The sequence below is a fragment of the Neisseria sicca 4320 genome, assembly GCF_000193735.1.
In the GTDB taxonomy this organism is placed as follows: domain Bacteria; phylum Pseudomonadota; class Gammaproteobacteria; order Burkholderiales; family Neisseriaceae; genus Neisseria; species Neisseria sicca_E.
Window position 1 is genome coordinate 31,732 of sequence record NZ_AEPF01000028.1, and the last position, 23,345, is coordinate 55,076.

Genomic DNA, 23,345 nt, shown 5'->3' on the forward strand with positions numbered 1-23,345 from the left:
CCACATAAAAAAGGTCGTCTGAAAACCAAACAGGTTTTCAGACGACCTTTGTTCAACGCTCTTGCGTTTCTTCAATCCTTTTAGTCGGCAACGGCCATCAGGCTGGCGTTGCCGCCGGCGGCTGTGGTATTGACGCTGCAAGAAATTTCTTCAAACACTTGCAGGATGTCTAAGCCTTGTTCGGACGGGAGGATGCGGATGAGTGCGCCGTCGCGTTTTGCCAGCTCTTGCTTGCGGCTGCTGTCCAGCGGGCTTAGGGCGGCGACGTGGTGCACACCCGTGCTTTCAGGTTTGCTGTTGACTTGCAGCAGGCCTTCGAGGTCGGCGGTGTAGGAGGCAAGCGGGCTGTCGGGCTCGACGACGGTTACGATGCCTGCGGCGGCAAGTTCGGTCAGGGCGCAGAAGGCTTGCAGGAGGCTGCCGCCGTGTACCCAGACGCGTTTTGGCGCACGCCAGCTCAGGGCGTTGCGTTCGCCGGTCGGGCCGACCAAGACGGATTCTGCTTGGCGCAGGGTGCGGATGCGGGCGTGTCCCAATGCCGATGCCGCTGATTTTTTCTCTTCCGCATTAAACGGCAGCTTGTGAATCAGGGCTTCGAGGCGTTTGAGCGCGGCTTCGTCCGCTTGTCCGATGCGGCTCAGCGGCGGGGCAACCCATTCGGGGATGCGGGTCAGTTTTTGCAGGTAGAACGAACCGCCTGCTTTCGGACCTGTACCGGACATACCGTGTCCGCCGAACGGTTGTACGCCGACGACCGCGCCGACGATGTTGCGGTTGACGTAAACGTTGCCCGCTTCGATACGCTCGCGGATGCGTTTGACCGTGCCTTCGATGCGGCTGTGTACGCCGCTGGTGAGCGCGTAGCCTTTACTGTTGATTTGGTCGATGATTTTGTCAAGCTCGTCGGCGCGGTAGCGGACGACGTGCAGCACCGGACCGAAGACTTCGCGGGTGAGTTCGTTCAAGTTGTTGAGTTCGAACAAAATCGGCAGCACGAAGGTGGATTTCGTAGGGTCAACGTCGGAGGCGGCTTTGACTTCGTGGTAAGACTTGGCAACGCCTTTCATTTTGTTGATGTGCGATTGCAGGTTTTGCTGCGCTTCGGCATCGATGACGGGACCTACGTCGGTGGTGAGCTGAACGGGTTTGCCGACGACCAATTCGTCCATCGCGCCTTTGATGATGGCGAGCATCTTGTCGGCGACATCTTCTTGGACGCAAAGGATGCGCAGGGCGGAGCAGCGTTGTCCCGCGCTGTCGAAAGCGGAGTTGAGTACATCCAAGCAAACTTGCTCGGGCAGCGCGGTAGAATCGACAATCATGGCGTTTTGACCGCCGGTTTCGGCAATCAAGACGGGGCTGTCGTCGCGTTTGGCGAGGGCTTTGTTAATCAGTTGTGCCACTTCGGTCGAACCGGTGAAAATCACGCCGCCGATACGCGGGTCGCCTGTCAACGCTGCGCCGACATCGCCTGCGCCGAGGATAAGTTGCAAGGCGGAAGTCGGGATGCCTGCTTCGTGCATCAGGGAAACGGCGTAGCCGGCAATCAGGCTGGTTTGTTCGGCAGGTTTGGCGATGACGGTGTTGCCGGCTGCCAATGCGGAAACGACTTCGCCGGTAAAGATGGCGAGCGGGAAGTTCCACGGGCTGATGGCGACGATGGCGCCGACGGCTTTGGCGTCTTTGGGCAGGGTATTTTCGGCTTCGTTTGCGTAGTAGCGGCAGAAATCGACGGCTTCGCGCACTTCGGCGACGGCGTTGTTCAGCGTTTTACCGGCTTCGCGCACGGCAAGCATCATCAGCGCGGGAGTGTGCTGCTCCAGTAAGTCGGCGAAGCGGCGCAAGCAATTAGCGCGCTCGGCGGCAGGCGTCGCGCTCCATTCGGGAAACGCGGCGACGGCTGCGCCAATCGCTTCTTGGGCAAGCGCGGCATCGGCAAAGCTGACTGTGCCGACGATGTCGTCGTGGTCGGCGGGGTTTTTAATCGGTTGCGCTTCGCCGACATCGCGGGCTTTGCCGTTGATAATGGACGCAGCGTGGAAGTCTTGCACGGCGGAGCGGTTGAGTTTTTCTTGAAGCTGTTGCAACACGGTTTCGTTGCTGAAATCCACGCCTTGAGAATTCAGACGACCTTTGCCGTACAAGTCGCGCGGCAGCGGCAAGGCGTTGTGCAGATGGATGCCTTGTTCGGCGATGGTGTCGAACGGGCTTCGGATCAGCGTATCGATGCTGATGTTTTCATCGACGATTTGGTTGACGAACGACGAGTTCGCGCCGTTTTCCAACAGGCGGCGTACCAAGTAGGCGAGCAGGGTTTCGTGCGTACCGACCGGGGCGTACACGCGCACGCAGCGGCCTAAGTTTTGCGGACCGACCACTTGGTCGTACAAGGTTTCGCCCATGCCGTGCAGGCATTGGTGTTCAAAGTCTTTGCCTTTGCCCATTTGGTAAATCGCGCCCAAGGTGTAGGCGTTGTGGGTGGCAAATTGCGGGAACACGGCATCTTGCGCATCCAGCAGTTTGCGCGCGCAGGCGAGGTAGGATATGTCGGTATGGACTTTGCGGGTGTAGGTCGGATAGCCGTCCAGTCCGTCCACTTGCGCCCATTTGATTTCGCTGTCCCAGTACGCGCCTTTAACCAAACGAATCATCAGTTTTTGGTTGTTGCGACGGGCAAGGTCAATCAGATAGTCGATAACGAAGGGGCAGCGTTTTTGGTATGCCTGAACGACAAAGCCGATGCCTTTGTAACCTGCCAAATCGGGATCGGAAACGAGTGCTTCCATCAAATCCAAAGACAGCTCCAAGCGGTTGGCTTCTTCGGCGTCGATGTTGATACCGATGTCGTATTTTTTACCCAAAAGGAACAGCTCTTTCAGACGAGGTAAGAGTTCGCTCATGACGCGTTCGTGTTGGGCTCGGGAGTAGCGCGGATGGATGGCGGAGAGTTTGACGGAAATGCCGTTGCCTTCATAAACGCCTTGTCCGGCAGCGTCTTTGCCGATGGCGTGAATGGCTTGAACGTAGTCGTTGTAATAGCGGTCGGCATCTTCTTGGGTAAAGGCGGCTTCGCCCAACATATCGAAGGAGAAGCGGTAGCCCATTTTTTCGCACTCTTTGCCGTTTTGCAGCGCTTCTTCAATGGTTTGTCCGGTAACAAACTGTTTACCCAAGAGGCGCATGGCGTAATTCACGCCTTGGCGGATCAGGGGCGCGCCGCCTTTGCTGATAAGGCGGTTCAGGGCAGAACCCATCTGCTTGTCGTTCGTTGCGGTCAGTTTGCCGGTAACCAGCAAGCCCCATGCCGCGGCGTTGACGAACAGGGAGGGGCTGTTGTTCAAATGGCTTTTCCAGTTGCCTTCGGAAATTTTGTCGGCAATCAGGCGGTCGCGCGTCGCATTGTCGGGAATGCGCAGCAAAGCTTCCGCCAGACACATCAGCGCAATGCCCTCTTCGCTGGAGAGCGAGAACTCGTGCATCAGCGCATCCACACCGCTGGCTTTGGTGCGGCTGGCGCGAACCTGCGTAACCAAACGGCGTGCAAGTTCGGACGCTGCCCGACGCTCCTCATCGCTCATCTGCGCGCGTTGCAGCATGTCCTGAACGGCTTCGATTTCGTCGCGGCGGTAAGCATCGGTAATCGCTTGGCGCAGTGGCGTTTGTGTCGGAAAAGCAAAGTCAAACATTTTAAGGTTCTCCAAAGTTTTTATGATGATTTTCAGACGACCCCATCCCTTCGCAGGGTCGTCTGAAAAGATTTAAAGCAATTATTTAATATCGTAATAAATTTATACGGGGCGAACAAGTAATTTACCTTGAAAACAGGATTTTTTGCTTTGATAAAAGCAGATAAGGTCAAAAGACCGAATTATCGCGATAGGTCTCAAAATAAAAACAAAACCTGCCTTCCCGTATAAAAATTCAGACGACCTGCAATAGATGGCAGGTCGTCTGAAAACACTTATTTCGCCTCGCGATATTCCGCGTCCGATTTTTCAAAACGTTCTTGGACTTCACGAGACGGCTCTTTGTCGATAAGTGAAACCACAATAGCGACCACCAGGCAGGCGATGAATCCGGGGATGATTTCGTACATGGTCCAAATACCGGTTTCATTTAGAGCCAAAGCAGGCTCTTTGACACACTTCGCCCAAATCACCACAATCAGTGCGCCGGCAATCATACCGGATAAAGCGCCGTATGCCGTGATGCGTTTCCACAGTACCGACAGAATCACAATCGGACCGAACGCCGCGCCGAAACCTGCCCATGCATAAGACACCAAGCCCAAAACCTTGCTTTCAGGGTCGGAAGCAATCAGAATCGAGATAATAGCAATCGCCAATACCATCACCCGCCCAATCCACACCAATTCTGACTGCGGCGCGTTTTTACGCAAAAAGCCTTTGTAGAAGTCTTCGGTAATCGCGCTGGAGCAAACCAAAAGCTGGCAAGACAAAGTGGACATGACCGCCGCCAAAATCGCGCTCAAAATAATGCCTGCAATCCAAGGGTTGAACAATAAAGTAGAAAGCGCGATGAAGATACGTTCGTGGTTGCCCTTCATTGAAGCGACTTGGTCGGGGTTTGCTCCAAAATACGCAATGCCGAAATAGCCGACCGCTACTGCGCCTGCCAGACACAACACCATCCAAGTCATACCGATGCGGCGTGCCGACACCAGCGATTTCGCGCTTTCAGCCGCCATAAAGCGCGCCAAAATGTGCGGCTGACCGAAATAGCCCAAGCCCCATGCGGCTGTGGAAATAATGCCGATGAAGGTCGTACCGGCAAACAAGCTGCCGTATTCCTTGCCTGTACTTGCGGCGACGTTTTGGATCGCGGCAGACATTTGGTCTGCACCGCCCAAACCCAAATACACCATCACAGGCGTCAAAATCAGCGCAAAAATCATCAAAGAAGCTTGCAGCGTATCCGTCCAGCTTACCGCTAAGAAACCGCCCAAGAAGGTATAAGCAATGGTCGCACCCGCGCCTAACCACATGGCTTGGGTGTAAGTCATGCCTTCAAACAGGCTTTGGAACAAAGTTGCACCCGCTACAATGCCCGAAGCGCAATAAATCGTGAAGAAAAACAGAATAATCAGCGCGGAAACCACTTTCATCAAGTGTCCGCCCGCGCCAAAGCGGTGGAAGAAATAATCCGGCAGCGTCAGCGCGTTATTGGCATATTCGGTATGCACACGCAGACGGCCCGCCACCAAAAGCCAGTTGAAATACGCGCCGACTATCAAACCGATGGCAATCCAAGATTTATTCAAACCGTAAAGATAAATCGCGCCGGGCAGACCCATCAAAAGCCAGCCCGACATATCGGACGCACCCGCCGACATCGCTGTAACAAACGGGCCCAAGCTGCGGCCGCCCAAAATATAATCATCGAAATTGCGCGTGGAGAAATACGCGGCCAGACCAATCAAGAGAACGGCAATCAGATAGATTGCAAAAGTGATATACATGGGATTCATGTACTATTCCTCATCTAAAACTTCAAAATCACGGGCTGATGAAATTGCAGACAATCCACGCCCAAACATTTTTCTAATTAAAATACAGCGGAAATTCTCGCGTTTTTACTGACACGCGGAACAAATCATTTTCAATTACAACAAGATAAGTAAACAAATCCTATTGATTTGTAAATAATCCAATCCAGCATACCGTAAAAACTTCCACTTGCAAAGGCAGCGGAAACAGGTTCACCGCACAATGCAGACATACCAATCAAAATACCATGTAAAACAAAATATTATGAAAATCCATTAAAAAATCTTGTTTTTAAACACTGAAACTATCTTTCCTAATACTCAAACAATCCGCACAATTTTCCAGTAGTTAAACAACACCCAAAACAGATCAACCCAAATTCTACTTTAAAACCACCTTGCTTCATTTTCAGACGACATTTTCAAAAACCAGCCCGCCAACGGCCTGCCGTTTCCTATATAATCCCTGCATTACCGACTGTCGCGCAATATATTCTCATGAAACGGCTCAAACGCATCAAAACCATCCTCCGCACGCTTTACCTTTACCACCTCGCCGAACTGTTTGCCGCGCTTGTCCGTCCGGGCTGGGCGCGGACGCTGTTGAAAATGCTGCCGCAGTCGTCTGAATTTGAAAACGAACCGCCTGCCGTCCGCCTGCGCCTTGCCCTAGAGAGCCTGGGGCCGATTTTCATCAAGTTCGGACAGGTTCTCTCTACGCGCCCCGATTTGATTCCGCACGATTACGTGTTCGAACTGGCAAAGCTGCAAGACAAAGTCCCGCCGTTTGACGCGCAGCTTTCGCGGGAGCAAATCGAAAAATCGCTGGGGCAATCCATCGAAACGCTGTATGCGGAATTTGAAACCGAGCCTGTCGCCAGCGCATCCATCGCCCAAGTACACAAAGCCCGGCTTCATTCGGGCGAACAAGTGGCGGTCAAAGTCTTGCGCCCCAACCTTTTGCCCGTGATCGAACAGGATTTGTCGCTGATGCGTTTCGGCGCGGCTTGGGTCGAGCGTCTGTTTGCCGACGGCAAACGTTTGAAACCGCGCGAAGTGGTAGCAGAGTTCGATAAATATCTGCATGACGAGTTGGACTTGATGCGCGAAGCCGCCAATGCCAGCCAGCTCGGACGCAATTTCCAAAACAGCAATATGCTGATTGTGCCTAAAGTGTTTTACGACTACTGCACCAGCGACGTGCTGACCATCGAATGGATGGACGGCACGCCCGTATCGGACATCGCCAAACTCAAAGCCGACGGCATCGATTTGCACAAACTTGCCGATTACGGCGTGGAAATCTTCTTCACACAAGTCTTCCGCGACGGCTTTTTCCATGCCGATATGCACCCTGGCAACATTTTGGTCGCCGCCGACAACCGCTACATCGCCCTCGATTTCGGCATCGTCGGCACGCTGACCGACTACGACAAACGCTATCTCGCCATCAACTTCCTCGCCTTTTTCAACCGCGATTACCACCGCGTCGCCACCGCCCACATCGAATCAGGCTGGGTGCCCGCCGACACGCGCGCGGAAGAATTGGAAGCCGCCGTCCGCGCCGTGTGCGAACCGGTGTTCAACAAACCGATTTCGCAAATCTCCTTCGGCTTGGTGCTGATGCGTCTGTTTGAAGTCAGCCGCCGCTTCAATGTCGAAATTCAGCCGCAGCTTGTATTGCTGCAAAAAACGCTGCTCAACATCGAAGGCTTGGGACGGCAGCTTGATCCCGATTTGGACTTGTGGAAAACCGCCAAACCGTTTTTAGTGAAGTGGATGAACGAACAGGTCGGCCCGAAAGCCTTTTTGCGCAACCTCAAAAACGAAGCCCCCGACTGGGCGCAAATCATCCCTTCCCTGCCGCGCAAAATCAGCGCGCTGGTTGACGAAAACCGCCAGCAGGAAATGCGCGATGCCTACATCCATTTGGTCAAAGTGCAGCAGCGGCAAAGCATGTGGCTGGGCGTGATTGCGGTTATTTTGTTTCTGATTTTGCTGTTTGATTAAAAATATATGTACACAATAGGTCGTCTGAAAACGCAGTGGTGGTTTTAGAAAAACCCGCTACCTTTGTTTTCAGACGACCTTTTATTATGGATTTGAATAAAATACCCGCCGTAACCGTAGCGTAGGCTTCGCCCACGAAAATCAGGATATTTTGCCCATCGCACAAAACAGATTAGACCGACATATTTTTCAAGGGCAAAGCCCACGCTACTTTTCCACTCATTACCAAGGTCGTCTGAAAACACGGATTATGGCTGGGCAAGCCTGTTATGAGTGTTTTCAGACGACCTTTTTCCTTATACAATAGCCGCTTGAATTTTATATATTCTGATATAAAGGATACGGATTATGTTCGGCAAACAACTCTTTGAAGAAGTCAGCGCCAAAATCAGCGAAACCATCGCCAACAGCCCCGCCAAAGACATGGAGAAAAACGTCAAAGCCATGCTCGGCAGCGCGTTCAACCGTATGGACTTGGTCACGCGCGAAGAATTCGACATCCAGCAACAGGTGTTGATTAAAACCCGCACCAAGCTGGTCGAGCTGGAAGAGCGTCTGGCAAAACTTGAAGCCGCGCAAGAGCCGGAACAGACCGCATTGGAAGCCGCGCAAGCCGCAGCCCAAGAAGCCGTCGAAGAAATCAAACAGCAAACCGAAGCCGGCGAATAAGGTCGTCTGATACATGTCGCTTGCATTGGTTTACAGCCGCGCCTTGAGCGGTATGAATGCGCCGTTGGTCGAAGTGGAAGCCCACCTTGCCAACGGCCTGCCTCATTTCAATATCGTCGGATTGCCCGATACCGAAGTCAAAGAAAGCCGCGACCGCGTGCGCGCCGCTATCATCCAAAGCGGTTTCGACTTCCCCGCCAAAAAAATCACCGTCAACCTCGCCCCCGCCGACCTGCCCAAAGAATCGGGACGTTTCGACCTGCCGATTGCGCTGGGTATCCTCGCCGCATCCGGACAAATCGCACCCGAAAAGCTCGCGCAGTATGAGTTTGCCGGCGAATTGGCACTTTCCGGCATGTTGCGCCCTGTGCGCGGCGCGTTGGCGATGGCGTGGCAGGGGATGCAGGCAGGGCGTTCTTTCGTCCTGCCGCAGGAAAACGCAGAACAAGCCGCCGTGATGCGCGGCATTACCGTTTACGGCGCGCGTTCGTTGGGTGAAGTCGCTGCTCATTTGAACGGCATCGAACCCTTGGCGCAAACCGACTGCAAAGTTCCGCAGAGGTCGTCTGAAAACGCCAAACTGCCCGACCTCATCGATGTCAAAGGTCAACACACCGCCCGCCTTGCTTTGGAAATCGCCGCCGCGGGCGGACACAGCCTCTTGATGATGGGGCCGCCGGGAACGGGCAAGTCCATGCTTTCCCAACGGCTGCCCGGCATTCTGCCGCCTTTGACCGAAGACGAATTGGTCGAAGTATGGGCATTGCGTTCGCTCCTGCCCAACCACCAGCAACAACTCGACAGCCACCGTCCTTTCCGCAGCCCGCACCATAGTGCCAGTTCGGCAGCCATGGTCGGCGGCGGTTCCGATCCGCGTCCGGGCGAAATTTCATTGGCGCATCACGGCGTTTTGTTTTTGGACGAGCTGCCCGAGTTTGACCGCAAAGTTTTGGAAGTTTTGCGCGAACCTTTGGAAAACGGCGAAATCCACATTTCCCGCGCGGCGCGTCAAGCCGTCTACCCCGCCAAATTCCAGCTTGTCGCCGCCATGAACCCTTGTCCGTGCGGTTATCTCGGGCATCCCGTCAAACCCTGCCGCTGCACGCCCGAAAGCGTTGCGCGTTACCGCAGCAAGATTTCCGGCCCGCTGCTTGACCGCATCGATTTGACCATCGAAGTCCCCAGCCTGTCCGCCGCCGAACTGATGCAGCAGGAAGCAGGGGAAAGCAGCGCATGTGTGTTAGAGCGCGTGATCGCCGCCCGCTACAAACAATACGCGCGGCAAGGCAAAGTGAATGCCGCCTTAAGCGTCAGTGAACTCGATACGTCCGCACGCATCCAAAAAGAAGCGCAGGAAGCCTTGGGCAGCCTGTTGGAAAAACTCTCCCTCTCCGCCCGCAGCTTCCACCGCATCATGCGCGTGGCGCGTACGCTGGCGGATTTGGCAGGCGATGAAGAAGTCGGTAGAAGCCATGTTTTGAAAGCCGTCAGCTTCCGCCGCGCGTTGTAAAAAATTTTCAGACGACCTGATATGGTAAATCAACTCTGTCTTCAGAGATTGTAGGATATGCAAATGGTAAGCCTACAAAAGTTATTAATGTTTATCGGAAAGACAATGGGGTTATTTATGCGATGCCAGAAAACTAGTGTTTTTTACGATTTGACACAGGATTTTTTATGGGGTATGGAGCGTAGGTATGATGCAATCTCTTTAAAAAAATCTATTTTTTTAATATCAAATTATTTTTCATTCGAGACGGATTGGGATAAAGGAATTGAAAATTGGGTTGCTTTTCATGGGGAGAAAGAAACTGATTTTATATTATTAAACTGTATGATTCCTTTTGTTTTTGCCCATAATAGCTTATTTGAAAAATTTAAAAAGTTTTCAGAAATTAAAATTATGTTTTTTAATAATTATCATGAGGATAAAGTTTTTTTGGAAAAATGGGTCATGGATAATTTATTTCAGATACCAGAGGGTTACTATGATTTTACAAAAGCACACACCATATCAGATTTTATATATGTAACATATACATGAATTGAAAGTAGGTTAGCAAATTTCTGTTTTGAATTAAAGAAAGGTTAGCTTAAAACACAGTCTGATTATAGACTAAATTTGAGTATTGATTTATCAATAAAATATAGTTTTTAATTAACAAATATAACCTTTTAAGATCATTAATATAATTAAGTGGAAACAGTACATACAAGTAAATCAGCACCATCGTTATGGCTAATAAAAATGGAGAAGCAAATTTGCATTTGTAGGAACAAATAATCAAAATGTTAGGGGCTGACGTAGATTGGTTCTAAATTCCACACCAATCCCGCAGAATTTTAAGCTGTTGAGACGGTGTGCCGAAGTTAAACCGGAATTCGCATTCTTTTAAGAATAGTGGAAAAGATTTTCGGTCAATTCCGTTGTATTTGCGTAAAACCCGCTTTGCCTGATTCCAAAAGTTCTCGATACCGTTGATGTGGTTCTGACGGTCTGCAAACTCCTTGGAATGGTTGATACGGTAATGGATAAAACCGCTCACACCCAACTTGTCCTAACTGCTTGAGACCGGCCGCCCTTGAATACTGAAAACGGAAGATTCAAGATAAAAAGCTGAAAAAGATTGGGTATCTTGCTGATGTTTTAAGTGCGGAATATCTTGTTTTATAAGGAAAAATTCTGTTGTCGACAAACTGTCAGTACGTCCTAACATCACGGCGGTTTTCGTAAAAACCATGTAAACAAACGGCGCACTTTTGCCCAATATAAAGGATATTGATAAAATGACCCGTCCCTGCCGATGGCAGCAGCAGATTCATCTGCCGCCAAAAGGTCGTCTGAACGGCATCATCAATATAGGTATCTCATGAATAAGAACACTCAATACGGCAAAGGCCTTTTCGGCTTTTTCTTCGGCCTCCTCCTCGCTACCGGCGTGATCGGGGGCATCCTGTATTTTCTGAATCAAGACACGCCGAACGCCTTCAAAGGCGCGACCGAGCCGCAAAAACAGCAAACCGAGCCTGAAATCCTCAAGCCGCAGGAAAAATCCAAACCTGAGGCTAAGCCTGAAGCCAAGCCTGAAGCGGAAGAACCACCTGTCGTTGTTCCCGTAGAGAAAGAGCGCCCGACCGAAGAGGTTAAGCCTGAGGCGAAACGCAGCGAGGCTGACGATGATGCGGCAGCCAAAGAAAAAGAACGCGCCGAGAAAGAAGCGCAAGAAAAGGCAGATAAAGCCAAAGCTGACAAAGAGCGCGCAGACAAAGAAAAAGCGGAAAAAGAACGTGCCGTCCGAGAAGCGGAAGACGAAGCCCGCGAAACAGAAAAAGCCCTGCGCGAAGCTGAAAAAGAAGACAAAGACGCTGCCGAACGCGAGTTGAAACAAAAACTTGCCGAGAAAAAGGCAGAGCTTGCGAAAAAACGCGCAGAAAAAGCCAAAGCCGACAAAGATGCCGCCGATAAAGCCCAAAAGGCAGCCGAGTTGACCGACAAACAAAAAGCGCGCGCCGAGCGCAAACTTGCTGAGAAAAAAGCGGCAGAGAAGAAAGCCGCCGAAGCCAAGAAAACCGAAACGGCTAAAACCAACAAACCGACTCCCGAACAAATCCTGAACAGCGGCAGCATCGAAAAAGCCCGTCAGGAAGCGAATAAAGGCGCGGCGAAAGAAGTGAAGAAAGCCGAAGCAGACAAATCATCCGCCAAAGCCGAAGCCAAAACTGCGGAAGGCGGTAAAAAAGTCATCCTGCAAATGGGTTCGTACGCCGACCGCAACAGCGCCGACGCGCAACGTGCCAAACTCGCCATGCTGGGCATTTCGTCCAAAGTGGTCGAGCGCACCAACGGCGACAAAACCGTTTACCGCGTACAAAGCAACAGTATGTCGTCTGAAGCCGCGAAAAACGTTCAGAAAGACTTGCAAAAACACAATATCAACAGCCTGATGCGTTCGGCTCAATAAGGGGGCGGCAATGAAACGGACAACTAGACCGGCAGCCGTCCTCCTCAGCCTTGTGCTTGCCTTTTCTGCAAGCGCGCAGGCTGCGGTCGAAGGCGTAGATTACACGGTTTTGAACAAACCGATTCCGCAACAAGACGCATCCAAAATCGAAGTTTTGGAATTTTTCGGCTATTTCTGCGTACATTGCCAAAACTTTGATCCCGTCTTGCTGTCATACAGCAAAACTTTCCCGAAAGACGTTTACCTGCGTACCGAACACGTCGTCTGGATGCCTGAAATGTTGGGCTTGGCGCGGGTTGCCGCGGCGGTTAACGCTTCGGGTTTGAAGTATCAGGCAAACCCCGCTATTTTCAAAGCCGTACACGAACAGAAAATCAATTTGGCGGATACCGCCACTTTCAAAAGCTGGGCGGCGGCACAAAAAAGCTTTGACAGCAAAAAACTGATCGCCGCATACGACGCACCCGCGAGCCTTGCAGCCGCTAAAAAAATGCAAAGCCTGACCGAGACCTACCATATCGAAGGCACGCCGGACGTCATCGTCGGCGGCAAATATCGGGTCATATTCAGCAGCGATTGGGCGAATGGGCAGAAAACCATAGGCGAGCTGATTAATAAAGTCCGCCAAGAGCGTTCCGGCAAAGCCGCGCGCTGACGGAATTTATCCAGACAGTTTCGGAATGACCGCAAAAGATAAGGCGGTTTCCGAACTGTCTGTTTGTTTTGGGCGGCGTATAGTGGATTAACAAAAATCAGGACAAGGCGACGAAGCCGCAGACAGTACAAATAGTACGGAACCGATTCACTTGGTGCTTCAGCACCTTAGAGAATCGTTCTCTTTGAGCTAAGGCGAGGCAACGCCGTACTGGTTTAAATTTAATCCACTATAAAATCCATAAAAACGATACTGCTGAGGGATAGGGCAAACACCGCCATACCGCAGCAGTTTTCCGATTCTGATACCGCTTTATCCTGAAATCCAGACGGGCAAACGTCGTCTGAAAACCAAAAAAGAAAGCAATATGGACATTTTGACTTTATTAAAAGCCCTGATTATGGGCATTGTGGAAGGTTTGACGGAATTTCTGCCGATTTCAAGTACCGGCCACTTGATTGTATTGGGCGATTTGCTCAATTTCCACAGCAACGGCAAAGTCTTTGAGATCGCTATCCAACTGGGCGCGGTCCTTGCCGTGATTTTTGAGTATCGTCAGCGTTTCACTTCCGTTTTGTCCGGACTGGGCAAAGACCGTGCCGCCAACCGCTTTGTACTGAACCTTGCCATCGCGTTCGTGCCTGCGGCAGTCGTAGGTTTGCTGTTCAGCAAACAAATTAAAGAAGATTTATTTAAACCGATTACCGTCGCCACCATGTTGGTATTGGGCGGACTCTTTATTCTGTGGGTCGAAAAACGTCAAAGCAAAATCAAGCCGAAAGTCAAAAGCGTGGATGAAATGCGCCCGATTGACGCGCTTGTGGTCGGCTGCGCCCAAGTTTGTGCGCTGGTGCCGGGGACTTCGCGTTCGGGCAGTACGATTATGGGCGGTATGCTGTGGGGCATCGAGCGCAAAGCTGCGACCGAATTTTCTTTCTTCCTCGCCGTGCCGATGATGATTGCCGCTACCGGCTATGACGTATTGAAAAACTACAAACTTTTTACTTTGCAAGATGTCGGCCTGATTGCCGTCGGTTTCATCGCCGCCTTCTTGGCAGGTTTCCTGGCGATTAAATCGCTGCTGAAATTCGTATCCAGCAAAAACTACGTTCCGTTTGCCTACTACCGCATCGTCTTCGGCGGATTGATTCTGCTGACTTGGGCGATGGGCTGGGTCAAATGGGCAGCATGATGTTGAAGCAGGGATAAGCTTTAGATAAAGCAAAGGTCGTCTGAAAACCTTATCTGGAAGGTTTCAGACGACCTTTTTCAGTATGATGGCTAATCGGTCAAACCGCCCGCCCCTACTTTCTAACCTGCGTGCAACACAAATATCGTCGGGCGTTTTTTCAAATTCGGCAGCGTTTTCAATTTCCGCCAAGCGGCAACGGTTTGGCTGATGATTTCCTGCGTCGGTAAAGTCAGGTCGGTTGCGGTGCAGAGGCGGGTTTCAGGGTGCAGCGTTTCCAGTGCGTCGGCGAGCAGCGCGTCGTTGCGGTAAGGCGTTTCGATGAAAAGCTGGGTTTCGTTTTGCTGGCGCGAACGCTGCTCCAAGCTCTTCAAAGCTTCGATACGCTCGCTTTTCTCGGACGGCAGATAGCCTTTGAACGCGAAATTCTGCCCGTTCGCTCCTGACGCCATCAGTGCCAGCAACAGGCTGGACGGGCCGACCAGCGGACGGACTTCATAGCCGTGTCGGTGCGCCAATGCCACCAGATTTGCACCCGGATCGGCAACCGCGGGACAACCGGCTTCGCTGAGAATGCCCATGCTGCGCCCTTCTTGCAAAGGTTTCAGAAGCTCGGGCAGGGTTTTCAGGTCGGTGTGTTCGTTTAAAGTTTGCAGGTTCAGCTCGCGGATGGGCGTCGTGATACCCAAATGTTTCAAATGGGCGCGGGCGGTTTTCTCGGCTTCGACGACAAAATCGGTCAAGCCGGTAATCTGCGCCTGTTCGTGCGGCAGCAGGCAGGGGGTGTCGGGCGCACCCAAAGGGGTGGGAATCAGGTAAAGAATCGGGGACATGATGGGTTTCCTATACGGAAGGTCGTCTGAAACTGTCAGACGGCTGTTTTCAGACGACCTAAATGATTTCTACGCCTTCGTTTTTTAAAAACTCGACCAGTTTGAAGATGGGCAAACCGATAAGCGCGTTCGGGTCGCTGCTGTCTATGCGCTCCAGCAACGCCGCGCCCAAGCCCTCGCTCTTCGCCGCACCCGCGCAGTAAACCGCGTCCGGTTCGCGTGCCAGATAACGCTCAATCTGCCCGTCTGTCAGCGCGCGCATCACGACCGACGTGTTATCGACATGCCGCTGAATGCGTCCCGAAGCAGTATTCAAAAGCACGATTGCGCTGTAAAATTCAATCTTTCTGCCGCTCAAATCCCGAAGCATTTGTTGTGCATTTGCCACGTTCATCGGCTTGCCCAACTGGCGGTCATTGCACCACGCCACTTGGTCCGCGCCGATCACCAGTGCGGCAGGAAATCGAGCCGCCAGCGAACGCGCCTTCCCTTCTGCCAAACGCAAGGCAGTATCCGCTGCGTTTTCACCCGCAGCAGGCGTTTCGTCGAAATCAGGCGCGGCAGTTTGAAAATCAATGCCCAAACGTTCGAGCTGCACACGGCGGAACACCGAACCCGAACCCAATATCAAAGGCAGTTTTGCACTCATATTTTGCTTAAAAATATTGACGTTAGACTGTCGAAATTATATCATACCCCGTTTATGTCAGACCCTAATTTGATTGACCCAGAAGTTTTCGCCTCCGAAAAGCAGACCCTGCAAGGCAGCTTCCTGCTTGAGGAATTGGACGAACGAGTCCGTTCACACGATTATCCGGCCGACAAACAGACCAAAGTGTCGTTTACGCTGAGCGGCGGACGCGACCGACTGCAGCGTTTGTTTCTCGATTTAAACGTCAAAGCCGATATGCCGCTGATTTGCCAACGATGTATCCGCCCCATGCCGTTTACGCTCGACGAAACCAGCCGCATTGTTTTGTTCGCCAATGAAGAGGACTTGGATGAAGCGATGCTGACCGACGAAGAGTTGGAAGGCATGCCGATTGAGAAAGAACTCGACGTACGCGGGTTGGTGGAAGACCAAATCCTAATGTCGCTCCCCTTCTCCCCGCGCCACGAAAACTGCGACAATGCCGCGCTGGAACAAGTCAATCAGGACAAACCCAACCCTTTTGCTGTTTTAGCAGGTTTGAAAAGCAGTTAACCAGGACACAGTTTTATTTATCTAGGAGCTTGAAATGGCCGTTCAACAAAACAAAAAATCCCCTTCTAAACGCGGTATGCACCGCTCTCACGACGCTTTGACCGCGCCTTCTCTGTCTGTTGACAGCGTAACCGGCGAAGTACACCGCCCGCACCACATTTCCCCCAACGGTATGTACCGCGGTCGTAAAGTAGTGAAAGCCAAAGGCGAATAATCTTATTCGACTGACTGAAAAAGCCAGAATATTGCCATGCAATGCTGGCTTTTTTACATTACATCCGAACTGCCCGACTTCATGCCTGAATCCATCTCAACACTCGGCACGAAATCCTCACAGTTCAAACTGATACACCCAATACAATCGGGAATCGCCATGAAACAGAAAATCTGGTACACCTACGACGACATCCACCGCGTGATCAAAGCGTTGGCGGAAAAAATCCAAAACTCCGGCGTCAAATACGATGCCATGATCGCCATCGGCGGCGGCGGCTTCATCCCCGCCCGTATGCTGCGCTGCTTTCTGGAAATCCCGATTTACGCCGTAACCACCGCCTATTACGATAGCGACAACGAAGGACAGGTAACGGAAGAAGTCAAAAAAGTCCAATGGCTCGACCCCGTCCCTGACGCACTGAAAGGCAAAAACGTACTCGTCGTCGATGAAGTCGACGACAGCCGCGTAACCATGGAATTCTGCCTGACTGAGTTGCAAAAAGAAGATTTCGGCACCATCGCCGTAGCCGTCTTGCACGAAAAAATCAAAGCCAAAGTCGGTAAAATCCCCGAAGGTATCCCCTACTTCAGCGGTCTGACCGTAGAAGACTGGTGGATCAACTACCCTTGGGACGCGCTCGACATCGACGAACACAACCGCCTCGCTGCTGAAGGCAAAAAATAAGCCCGTGATGGAGAAGCCCACCTTCTCCCGGAACGGCAACGGCGAAATCCGTACCATACCGATAAAACGCGATTTCGCCTCTTTTCAGCGCATCTTCATAAAACGTATTAGAATGTGGAACGCAACACTTCAATCCGAAGCACCCGACCACACATACACCCCATTTTCAGACGACCTCCATACCGCATATCGTCCAAAGGTCGTCTGAAACCGATTGTGAAGCCGAATAAACCCACAGAGGCAGCCGATACTGCCCCTATTTACCTTCACCACACAAACCGGAGAACAACATGATTACATTGGCCGTAGATGCCATGGGCGGCGACTCAGGTCTCGCAGTTACCGTCCCCGGTGCCCTTGCCTTTTTGAAACAGCAGCAAGACGTACACCTCATTATGGTCGGCGACGAATCCGCCATCCGCCAATCCCTCTCCGCAGCCAACGCGCCGATGGATCGCATTACCGTGCTCCACGCCTCCGAAGTCGTCGGTATGGACGAAGCTCCGCAGCTTGCCCTGAAAAATAAAAAAGATTCCTCCATGCGCATTGCCATCAACCAAGTTAAAGAAGGCAACGCGCAGGCCGCCGTATCCGCCGGCAATACCGGCGCGCTCATGGCAACAGCCCGCTTCGTCCTCAAAACCATTCCCGGCATCGACCGCCCCGCCATCGCCAAATTCCTGCCCTCCGACAGCGAACACCTGACCCTCGCCCTCGATTTGGGCGCAAACGTCGATTGCACGCCCGAACAGCTCGTACAGTTCGCCATCATCGGCAACGAACTCTTCCAAGCCCTCTACCCGCAAAAAGGCAGCCCGCGCGTCGGCCTGCTTAACGTCGGCACCGAAGACATCAAAGGCACGGACACCGTCAAACAAACCTTCAAACTGCTCAAAAGCAGCAAACTGAATTTCATCGGCAACATCGAAAGCAACGGCGTCCTATATGGCGAAGCCGACGTTATCGTCGCAGACGGCTTTGTTGGCAACATTATGCTCAAAACCATCGAAGGCGCGGTCAAATTCATGAGCGGAGCCATCCGTCAGGAATTCCAACGCAACCTGTTCAACAAAATGGCCGCCGTCGCCGCCCTCCCCGCCCTGAAAGGCTTGAAAAGCAAACTGGATCCCCGCAAATTCAACGGCGCGATTCTGCTCGGTCTGCGCGGCATCGTCATCAAAAGCCACGGCGGCACAGACGATATAGGCTTCGGCTATGCTTTAGAAGAAGCCTACCACGAAGCAAAATCCGCCAGCCTGTCCAAAATCGAACAAGGCGTCGCCGAACAACTTGCCGCATTGGAGACAATCAAGGAACAAAAAGAGGCTGCTTCTGATACGGCAGAATAACGCCATTGAACGATGAAATATAAAAACGTCGTCTGAAAAATTTTCAGACGACGTTTTTTTGAAAAAGTAGCAGGTATTGGGTTAATAATTTTTAGAACAAACTTGCCAAACCATATGCTGTCCGGCAAACCAAAACTTGTGGCACAAGCTTTATCGGCAAATTATGCCAAAAACTTTAAAAGCTTTTTTCCATTATATTTGCAAGTAAAGTCCATACTACATCACCATCGTTATCCCTTGTGCAAGCGAAAATCTATATTTCAGTTGTTCAAGAATGTTTAAATATTTCCAAGATTTCTAGTCTTTGGATTTCCACTTGTACGAAAATAGTAGAGCCAGCCTCGAAAACAAAATAAGTTCACTATAATAAATCCGTTACCTACCACCTACCCCACAACCGCGAACCTGAAACAATCAAAAAGGTCGTCTGAAAACGTTAGGCAAAGCTGCTTGTCCGTTTTCAGACGACCTTTGTTTATGGCTCGATATTATTCGCCCAAGAGCGCAATATCGGCTACTGCGTTCATCTGCTCTGCCAAGCGGTTCAGCAGGTTCAGGCGGTTTTGTTTTACGGCGGGGTCTTCCACCATCACCATCACGCCGTCGAAGAAGGCATCGACCTGCGGTTTAACGGAAGCCAGTTCGGACAAGGCTGTCTGAAAATTGCCTTCGGCAACAGCGGCGGCAATTTTTGGCTGCAAGCCTTGTGCGGCGGCATACAGGGCTTTTTCTTCGTCTTGTTGCAGCAGGCTTTCATCGACTTCGCCCAACGCGGCATCGGCTTTTTTCAACAGGTTTTGCACGCGTTTGTTGGCGGCGGCGAGCGCGGCGGCTTCGGGCAGTTGCTTGAACGCGGCGACGGCTTGCAGTTTGGCATGGAGATTATATAGTTTATGAAACCAAAGGCGTACTCCCCGTTTACTTTCTTCAGGAGTTTGTTTTGGACCTTTCAAAACTGCTGAGATTACGTCTTGCGAATATTCATTTTGTAAAAGAATTGCTAAACGGGTCTCTATGAAAGAGGTTATGTTGGACAAAAAATGTCGCTGTTCCAAGGAATTTGCCATATTTTTCCAACTACAAGGAAAGGTTTGAAATGTTTCATTAATTAATTGACCTAATCCTAATTGATCTCCTTTACACTCAGGTAACATTAGTATCCGCAAAATACCCAATGTGGCACGACGCAAGGCGTAAGGATCTTTATCACCTGTAGGAATTTGTCCGATACCCCAAATGCCAACCAAAGTTTCCAGTTTGTCGGCCAGCGCAACAGCGATAGCGATTTTGCTTTGAGGAAGATTGTCGCCTGCAAAACGTGGCCAATAATGTTGCTCAATGGCTTCGGCAATTTCTTCGGTTTCGCCGTCCAAACGGGCATAGTATTTGCCCATCGTACCTTGCAGTTCGGGGAACTCGCCGACCATTTCGGTAACCAAGTCGGCTTTCGCCAAACGTGCGGCGCGTTCGGCTGCGGCAGCGTCCGCACCCAAAGCTTTGGCGATGTGGGCGGCGATGCTTTGCAGGCGTTCGATACGCTCGGCTTGCGAACCGATTTTGTTGTGGTACACCACGTTTGCCAACTTGGGCAGGCGGCTTTCCAAAGTCGCTTTCTGGTCTTGCTTGTAGAAGAACTCGGCATCAGACAGGCGCGCGCGCAAGACGCGTTCGTTGCCTTGGATGATGTGCGACGGGTCTTCGGTTTGCAGGTTGGAGACCAGCAGGAAGCGGTTCATCAATTTGCCGTTTTGGTCGAGCAGCGGGAAGTATTTTTGGTTTTGCTGCATGGTCAGAATCAGGCATTCCTGCGGCACAGCGAGGAAATGTTCTTCAAAACCGGCTTCCAATACCACAGGCCATTCAACCAGCGCGGTCACTTCGTCCAACAGGGCTTCATCGGCGGCTACGGTGGCTTTCAGACGACCTGCCTGTTCGCTCAAGGCCGTTTGAATGGCGGCTTTGCGCTCGGCAAACGAAGCGACGACTTTGCCTTGCTCGCGCATTTGTGCGGCGTAGCTGTCGGCGTTTTCAATGGTGATTTCGCCGTTGGACAGGAAGCGATGTCCCAAGGTTTGATTGCCGCTTTGCAGGCCCAAGACGCTGACGTCCACGATGTCGTCTCCATGCAGCACAATCAGCCCGTGAACGGGGCGCACGAAGGTAAACGTGCTGCTGCCCCAACGCATCACTTTGGGAATCGGCAGTTTCTTAACGGCTTGATTGATAATGTCTTCCAAGAGTTCGCCCAACGGTTTGCCGGTTTGGACGTATTCGTAGGCGTACACATCCTGCTTACCGTCGTGGACGATGGTCAAGTCTTCGATTTTCGCCCCAGCACCGCGCGCAAAACCTTCCAAAGCCTTGGTCGGTACACCGTCTTTCATGGCATTCGCCACGGCAGGGCCTTTTTTCACGATTTTCTGATCAGCTTGAACGGCTTTAACGTTTTTGATTTGAACAGCCAAACGGCGCGGCGAGGCGTAGGCGGTAAATTCGGCTTCGCCGTCAATCAGTTGCGCTTTTTCCAAGCCTTCGGCAACAGAAGCGGCGAAGTGGTTGCCTAAATTATTCAGGGCTTTGGGGGGGAGTTCTTCGGTAAGGAGTTCGATTAAAAGGGTTTGGGTTGTCATGGGAGACTTTCTGTTTGTCCGTAGGTCCTGCTTATAAAGCCTGCATATGCCGTACGGCCTGTATTAATGAATACGCAATAAAGGTCGTCTGAAAACCTGTTTCAGACGACGTATCGTTATTTTTTAATCAACGGGAAGCCCAGTTTCTCGCGGCTTTCGACGTATTTCTGCGCTACGGTGCGGCTGAGGGCACGGATGCGGCCGATGTAGGTGGCGCGTTCAGTAACAGAAATGGCGCCGCGTGCATCTAATAGGTTGAAGGTGTGTCCGGCTTTGAGGACCAGCTCGTAGGCGGGCAGGGCGAGGCTGGCGTTTTCTTCGGCGAGCAGGCGTTTGGCTTGCGCTTCGTAGTCGTTGAACTGGCGCAGCAGCCAGTCGGCATCGCTGTATTCGAAGTTGTAGGTGGATTGTTCGACTTCGTTTTGGTGGTACACGTCGCCGTAGGTGACGGTATTGCCGTCCAGCGTTTTTGCCCAAACGAGGTCGTAGACGTTTTCCACGCCTTGCAGGTACATCGCCAAGCGTTCGATGCCGTAGGTGATTTCGCCGAGTACAGGCGTGCAGTCGATGCCGCCGACTTGTTGGAAGTAGGTGAACTGGGTCACTTCCATGCCGTTGAGCCAAACTTCCCAGCCCAAGCCCCATGCGCCGAGGGTGGGGTTTTCCCAGTCGTCTTCGACGAAGCGGATGTCGTGGACTTTGGGGTCGATGCCCAATTCGCGCAGAGAGTCGAGATAAAGGTCTTGAATATTGGCGGGCGCGGGTTTGAGGGCGACTTGGAATTGATAATAGTGTTGCAGGCGGTTGGGGTTATCGCCGTAGCGGCCGTCTTTGGGGCGGCGGCTGGGTTGGACGTAGGCGGCAAACCAAGGCTCGGGACCGAGCGCGCGCAGGCAGGTAGCGGGGTGGGAAGTACCGGCGCCGACTTCCATGTCGAAAGGTTGGATGACGGTGCAGCCTTTGTCTGCCCAGAATGTTTGCAGTTTGAAGATGATTTGTTGGAAGGTGAGCATGGCTTATGTTTCGGATTGGGGTAAAAGGGGGATTTTACTGTTTTGACGGTGTTTTGGGTAGGTGTACAGGCGGATGGAATGGCAGGTCGGCGGTGTGATTTGACTGTCAATAAATGCGGAAACATGCCACAATGCCGTTATCCTGTTGTCTGTTTTAATCTGTTTTGATTGAATTTGAGGAGTCGCCCATGACCCCGATTTTGGCTTTCGATATTGAAACCGTGCCTGATGTGAACGGCATCCGCCTGTTGTACGATCTGCCTGCTTCTTTGCCGGACGACGAGGTCGTCTTGTTTGCCCAGCAGAAACGCCGCGCCCAAAACGGCTCTGACTTTATGCAGCACCATCTGCACCAAGTGGTCGCCATTTCCTGCTGTATGCGCTGGGGGCAAGACAAAATCCACGTCGGCACCATAGGCGAGATGCACGACAGCGAAGAGGAAATGATCGCCAAGTTTTTCGACCTTATCGAAAGCCATACGCCGCAATTGGTGAGCTGGAACGGCGGCGGCTTCGACCTGCCCGTCCTGCATTACCGCGCGCTGATACACGGCATTGCGGCGGCGCGTTATTGGGATATGGGCGAGGGCGATTTCGGCGACAGCCGCGATTTCAAGTGGAACAACTACATCAGCCGCTACCACAACCGCCATTGCGACCTGATGGACCTGCTCGCCCTGTACCAGCCGCGTGCCAATGTGCCGCTGGACGATATGGCGAAGCTTTGCGGCTTCCCCGGTAAATTGGGCATGGACGGCAGCAAAGTTTGGGAGGCGTTCCACGCAGGTCGTCTGAAAGACATCCGCGACTATTGTGAAACCGATGCGGCAAACACTTATTTGATGTTCCTGCGCTTTCGCCTGATGAGCGGCGCTTTGGACGCGGACGAGTATGAAGTGGAAGTCAAACGGCTGAAGCATTACCTGACCGGACAGGCTCAGGACAAGCAGCATTGGAACGAGTTTGTCGCCGCCTGGCGTTGAGCTTCAGACTTGGAAACATCGTTCCTGCAAATCATAAAGGTCGTCTGAAAAGCAGAATCCGGTATGGATTTCTGTTTTCAGACGACCCTAAACAAAATTAGAACCTACAATAGATTGACTTCAAACCAAAACAACGTTACCTCACCTTAACTCAAAGAGAACACGATTTACTAAGATTCGAAAGCTCAAGGTAAATCAACTGCAGACTCTATACAGCCGACCATTCCTCTACCCTATCCTGCTTTAAAGTGAAATCTCTATAAGTCGTCGTCTGAAAACCAAATAGCCGTCCTCTCCACGTTCGTTTCTTACGCACAAAAAATACCGGCAAAGCCGGTATTTTTGAAATTTGGCGCGGCGGACGGGGCTCGAACCCGCGACCCCCGGCGTGACAGGCCGGTACTCTAACCAACTGAGCTACCACCGCGCATCATTGTTTTA

The 23,345-nt window shown here is 51.9% G+C and carries 19 protein-coding genes, 1 tRNA gene and 1 pseudogene; 13 read left to right on the forward strand and 8 right to left on the reverse strand.

The genetic code is table 11. The features are described 5' to 3' along the window. Positions 1–80: 80 nt before the first annotated feature. A complete protein-coding gene (gene putA / locus NSCA4_RS0102545) occupies positions 81–3,686 on the reverse strand; it encodes a bifunctional proline dehydrogenase/L-glutamate gamma-semialdehyde dehydrogenase PutA (protein WP_016686680.1) in 3,606 nt (1,201 codons plus the stop codon). A gap of 275 nt (positions 3,687–3,961) precedes the next feature. Then, entirely contained in the window at positions 3,962–5,488 is a 1,527-nt protein-coding gene (gene putP, locus NSCA4_RS0102550; protein WP_016686681.1) for a sodium/proline symporter PutP, read from the reverse strand. A 516-nt stretch (positions 5,489–6,004) separates the two neighbouring features. Between putP and ubiB the strand changes: the two genes are divergently transcribed. From ubiB to NSCA4_RS0102570, 4 genes are all read left to right on the forward strand, one after another. Further along, entirely contained in the window at positions 6,005–7,516 is a 1,512-nt protein-coding gene (gene ubiB / locus NSCA4_RS0102555; protein WP_016686682.1) for a ubiquinone biosynthesis regulatory protein kinase UbiB, read from the forward strand. Between the two features lie 348 nt (positions 7,517–7,864). Then, positions 7,865–8,185 carry an accessory factor UbiK family protein gene (locus tag NSCA4_RS0102560; protein WP_016686683.1) on the forward strand — a complete coding sequence of 107 codons (321 nt, stop codon included), beginning with the start codon at positions 7,865–7,867 and terminating at the stop codon, positions 8,183–8,185. Positions 8,186–8,198: 13 nt separating this feature from the next. Next, on the forward strand, positions 8,199–9,695 hold the full coding sequence (locus tag NSCA4_RS0102565) for a YifB family Mg chelatase-like AAA ATPase (protein ID WP_016686684.1): 1,497 nt from the start codon (positions 8,199–8,201) through the stop codon (positions 9,693–9,695). A 63-nt stretch (positions 9,696–9,758) separates the two neighbouring features. Next, the gene (locus NSCA4_RS0102570) at positions 9,759–10,229 is read left to right on the forward strand and encodes a hypothetical protein (protein ID WP_016686685.1); all 471 of its coding nucleotides are present in this window, start codon (positions 9,759–9,761) and stop codon (positions 10,227–10,229) included. Positions 10,230–10,500: 271 nt separating this feature from the next. Here the strand turns inward: NSCA4_RS0102570 and NSCA4_RS13560 are convergent. Then, positions 10,501–10,743: pseudogene (locus tag NSCA4_RS13560) on the reverse strand (transposase); the annotation flags it as partial. A gap of 312 nt (positions 10,744–11,055) precedes the next feature. Here NSCA4_RS13560 and NSCA4_RS0102575 point away from each other — a divergent pair. The 3 genes from NSCA4_RS0102575 to NSCA4_RS0102585 all read left to right on the forward strand — a co-directional run bounded on the left by NSCA4_RS0102575 (position 11,056) and on the right by NSCA4_RS0102585 (position 13,994). Next, positions 11,056–12,147, forward strand: a complete 1,092-nt coding sequence (locus tag NSCA4_RS0102575) for an SPOR domain-containing protein (RefSeq protein WP_016686686.1) — start codon at positions 11,056–11,058, stop codon at positions 12,145–12,147. Positions 12,148–12,157: 10 nt separating this feature from the next. Further along, on the forward strand, positions 12,158–12,802 hold the full coding sequence (locus NSCA4_RS0102580) for a thiol:disulfide interchange protein DsbA/DsbL (protein WP_029609467.1): 645 nt from the start codon (positions 12,158–12,160) through the stop codon (positions 12,800–12,802). 367 nt (positions 12,803–13,169) lie between these two features. After that, positions 13,170–13,994, forward strand: a complete 825-nt coding sequence (locus NSCA4_RS0102585; RefSeq protein WP_016686688.1) for an undecaprenyl-diphosphate phosphatase — start codon at positions 13,170–13,172, stop codon at positions 13,992–13,994. A 119-nt stretch (positions 13,995–14,113) separates the two neighbouring features. On the opposite strand, the gene NSCA4_RS0102590 is transcribed toward NSCA4_RS0102585, so the two are convergent. Next, positions 14,114–14,824, reverse strand: a complete 711-nt coding sequence (locus NSCA4_RS0102590) for an SAM-dependent methyltransferase (RefSeq protein WP_016686689.1) — start codon at positions 14,822–14,824, stop codon at positions 14,114–14,116. A gap of 58 nt (positions 14,825–14,882) precedes the next feature. Next, a complete protein-coding gene (locus NSCA4_RS0102595; RefSeq protein ID WP_016686690.1) occupies positions 14,883–15,473 on the reverse strand; it encodes a Maf family protein in 591 nt (196 codons plus the stop codon). A 54-nt stretch (positions 15,474–15,527) separates the two neighbouring features. Between NSCA4_RS0102595 and NSCA4_RS0102600 the strand changes: the two genes are divergently transcribed. The 5 genes from NSCA4_RS0102600 to plsX all read left to right on the forward strand — a co-directional run bounded on the left by NSCA4_RS0102600 (position 15,528) and on the right by plsX (position 18,278). Continuing rightward, positions 15,528–16,028, forward strand: coding sequence for a YceD family protein (locus NSCA4_RS0102600; protein WP_016686691.1), 501 nt, complete (start codon positions 15,528–15,530; stop codon positions 16,026–16,028). Between the two features lie 34 nt (positions 16,029–16,062). Then, positions 16,063–16,242: a 50S ribosomal protein L32 gene (rpmF, locus tag NSCA4_RS0102605; RefSeq protein WP_003744026.1), complete on the forward strand. Its 180-nt coding sequence runs from the start codon at positions 16,063–16,065 to the stop codon at positions 16,240–16,242. A 159-nt stretch (positions 16,243–16,401) separates the two neighbouring features. Then, positions 16,402–16,929, forward strand: a complete 528-nt coding sequence (locus NSCA4_RS0102610; RefSeq protein WP_029609468.1) for a phosphoribosyltransferase — start codon at positions 16,402–16,404, stop codon at positions 16,927–16,929. A 7-nt stretch (positions 16,930–16,936) separates the two neighbouring features. Then, positions 16,937–17,137 carry a hypothetical protein gene (locus tag NSCA4_RS15945; RefSeq protein WP_255265261.1) on the forward strand — a complete coding sequence of 67 codons (201 nt, stop codon included), beginning with the start codon at positions 16,937–16,939 and terminating at the stop codon, positions 17,135–17,137. Between the two features lie 82 nt (positions 17,138–17,219). Beyond that, positions 17,220–18,278: a phosphate acyltransferase PlsX gene (gene plsX, locus NSCA4_RS0102615; RefSeq protein ID WP_016686693.1), complete on the forward strand. Its 1,059-nt coding sequence runs from the start codon at positions 17,220–17,222 to the stop codon at positions 18,276–18,278. Between the two features lie 488 nt (positions 18,279–18,766). Here plsX and glyS read toward each other — a convergent pair whose 3' ends face one another. Together glyS and glyQ are read right to left on the reverse strand one after the other, a co-directional pair. Beyond that, on the reverse strand, positions 18,767–20,908 hold the full coding sequence (gene glyS / locus NSCA4_RS0102620; RefSeq protein ID WP_016686694.1) for a glycine--tRNA ligase subunit beta: 2,142 nt from the start codon (positions 20,906–20,908) through the stop codon (positions 18,767–18,769). A gap of 116 nt (positions 20,909–21,024) precedes the next feature. Further along, positions 21,025–21,921, reverse strand: coding sequence for a glycine--tRNA ligase subunit alpha (glyQ, locus tag NSCA4_RS0102625; RefSeq protein ID WP_003744037.1), 897 nt, complete (start codon positions 21,919–21,921; stop codon positions 21,025–21,027). Between the two features lie 188 nt (positions 21,922–22,109). Here glyQ and NSCA4_RS0102630 point away from each other — a divergent pair, with 188 nt between their 5' ends. Further along, the gene (locus NSCA4_RS0102630; protein WP_003744040.1) at positions 22,110–22,904 is read left to right on the forward strand and encodes a 3'-5' exonuclease; all 795 of its coding nucleotides are present in this window, start codon (positions 22,110–22,112) and stop codon (positions 22,902–22,904) included. Positions 22,905–23,254: 350 nt separating this feature from the next. On the opposite strand, the gene NSCA4_RS0102635 is transcribed toward NSCA4_RS0102630, so the two are convergent. Beyond that, a tRNA-Asp gene (locus NSCA4_RS0102635) sits at positions 23,255–23,331 on the reverse strand. Positions 23,332–23,345: the final 14 nt, after the last annotated feature.

Excerpts from the sequence above, each read along its gene's own strand:
- putA (WP_016686680.1), bottom strand. The coding sequence starts at position 3,686 with ATGTTTGACTTTGCTTTTCCGACACAAACGCCACTGCGCCAAGCGATT.
- putP (WP_016686681.1), bottom strand. The coding sequence starts at position 5,488 with ATGAATCCCATGTATATCACTTTTGCAATCTATCTGATTGCCGTTCTC.
- ubiB (WP_016686682.1), top strand. The coding sequence starts at position 6,005 with ATGAAACGGCTCAAACGCATCAAAACCATCCTCCGCACGCTTTACCTT.
- NSCA4_RS0102560 (WP_016686683.1), top strand. The coding sequence starts at position 7,865 with ATGTTCGGCAAACAACTCTTTGAAGAAGTCAGCGCCAAAATCAGCGAA.
- NSCA4_RS0102565 (WP_016686684.1), top strand. The coding sequence starts at position 8,199 with ATGTCGCTTGCATTGGTTTACAGCCGCGCCTTGAGCGGTATGAATGCG.
- NSCA4_RS0102570 (WP_016686685.1), top strand. The coding sequence starts at position 9,759 with ATGGTAAGCCTACAAAAGTTATTAATGTTTATCGGAAAGACAATGGGG.
- NSCA4_RS0102575 (WP_016686686.1), top strand. The coding sequence starts at position 11,056 with ATGAATAAGAACACTCAATACGGCAAAGGCCTTTTCGGCTTTTTCTTC.
- NSCA4_RS0102580 (WP_029609467.1), top strand. The coding sequence starts at position 12,158 with ATGAAACGGACAACTAGACCGGCAGCCGTCCTCCTCAGCCTTGTGCTT.
- NSCA4_RS0102585 (WP_016686688.1), top strand. The coding sequence starts at position 13,170 with ATGGACATTTTGACTTTATTAAAAGCCCTGATTATGGGCATTGTGGAA.
- NSCA4_RS0102590 (WP_016686689.1), bottom strand. The coding sequence starts at position 14,824 with ATGTCCCCGATTCTTTACCTGATTCCCACCCCTTTGGGTGCGCCCGAC.
- NSCA4_RS0102595 (WP_016686690.1), bottom strand. The coding sequence starts at position 15,473 with ATGAGTGCAAAACTGCCTTTGATATTGGGTTCGGGTTCGGTGTTCCGC.
- NSCA4_RS0102600 (WP_016686691.1), top strand. The coding sequence starts at position 15,528 with ATGTCAGACCCTAATTTGATTGACCCAGAAGTTTTCGCCTCCGAAAAG.
- rpmF (WP_003744026.1), top strand. The coding sequence starts at position 16,063 with ATGGCCGTTCAACAAAACAAAAAATCCCCTTCTAAACGCGGTATGCAC.
- NSCA4_RS0102610 (WP_029609468.1), top strand. The coding sequence starts at position 16,402 with ATGAAACAGAAAATCTGGTACACCTACGACGACATCCACCGCGTGATC.
- NSCA4_RS15945 (WP_255265261.1), top strand. The coding sequence starts at position 16,937 with ATGGAGAAGCCCACCTTCTCCCGGAACGGCAACGGCGAAATCCGTACC.
- plsX (WP_016686693.1), top strand. The coding sequence starts at position 17,220 with ATGATTACATTGGCCGTAGATGCCATGGGCGGCGACTCAGGTCTCGCA.
- glyS (WP_016686694.1), bottom strand. The coding sequence starts at position 20,908 with ATGACAACCCAAACCCTTTTAATCGAACTCCTTACCGAAGAACTCCCC.
- glyQ (WP_003744037.1), bottom strand. The coding sequence starts at position 21,921 with ATGCTCACCTTCCAACAAATCATCTTCAAACTGCAAACATTCTGGGCA.
- NSCA4_RS0102630 (WP_003744040.1), top strand. The coding sequence starts at position 22,110 with ATGACCCCGATTTTGGCTTTCGATATTGAAACCGTGCCTGATGTGAAC.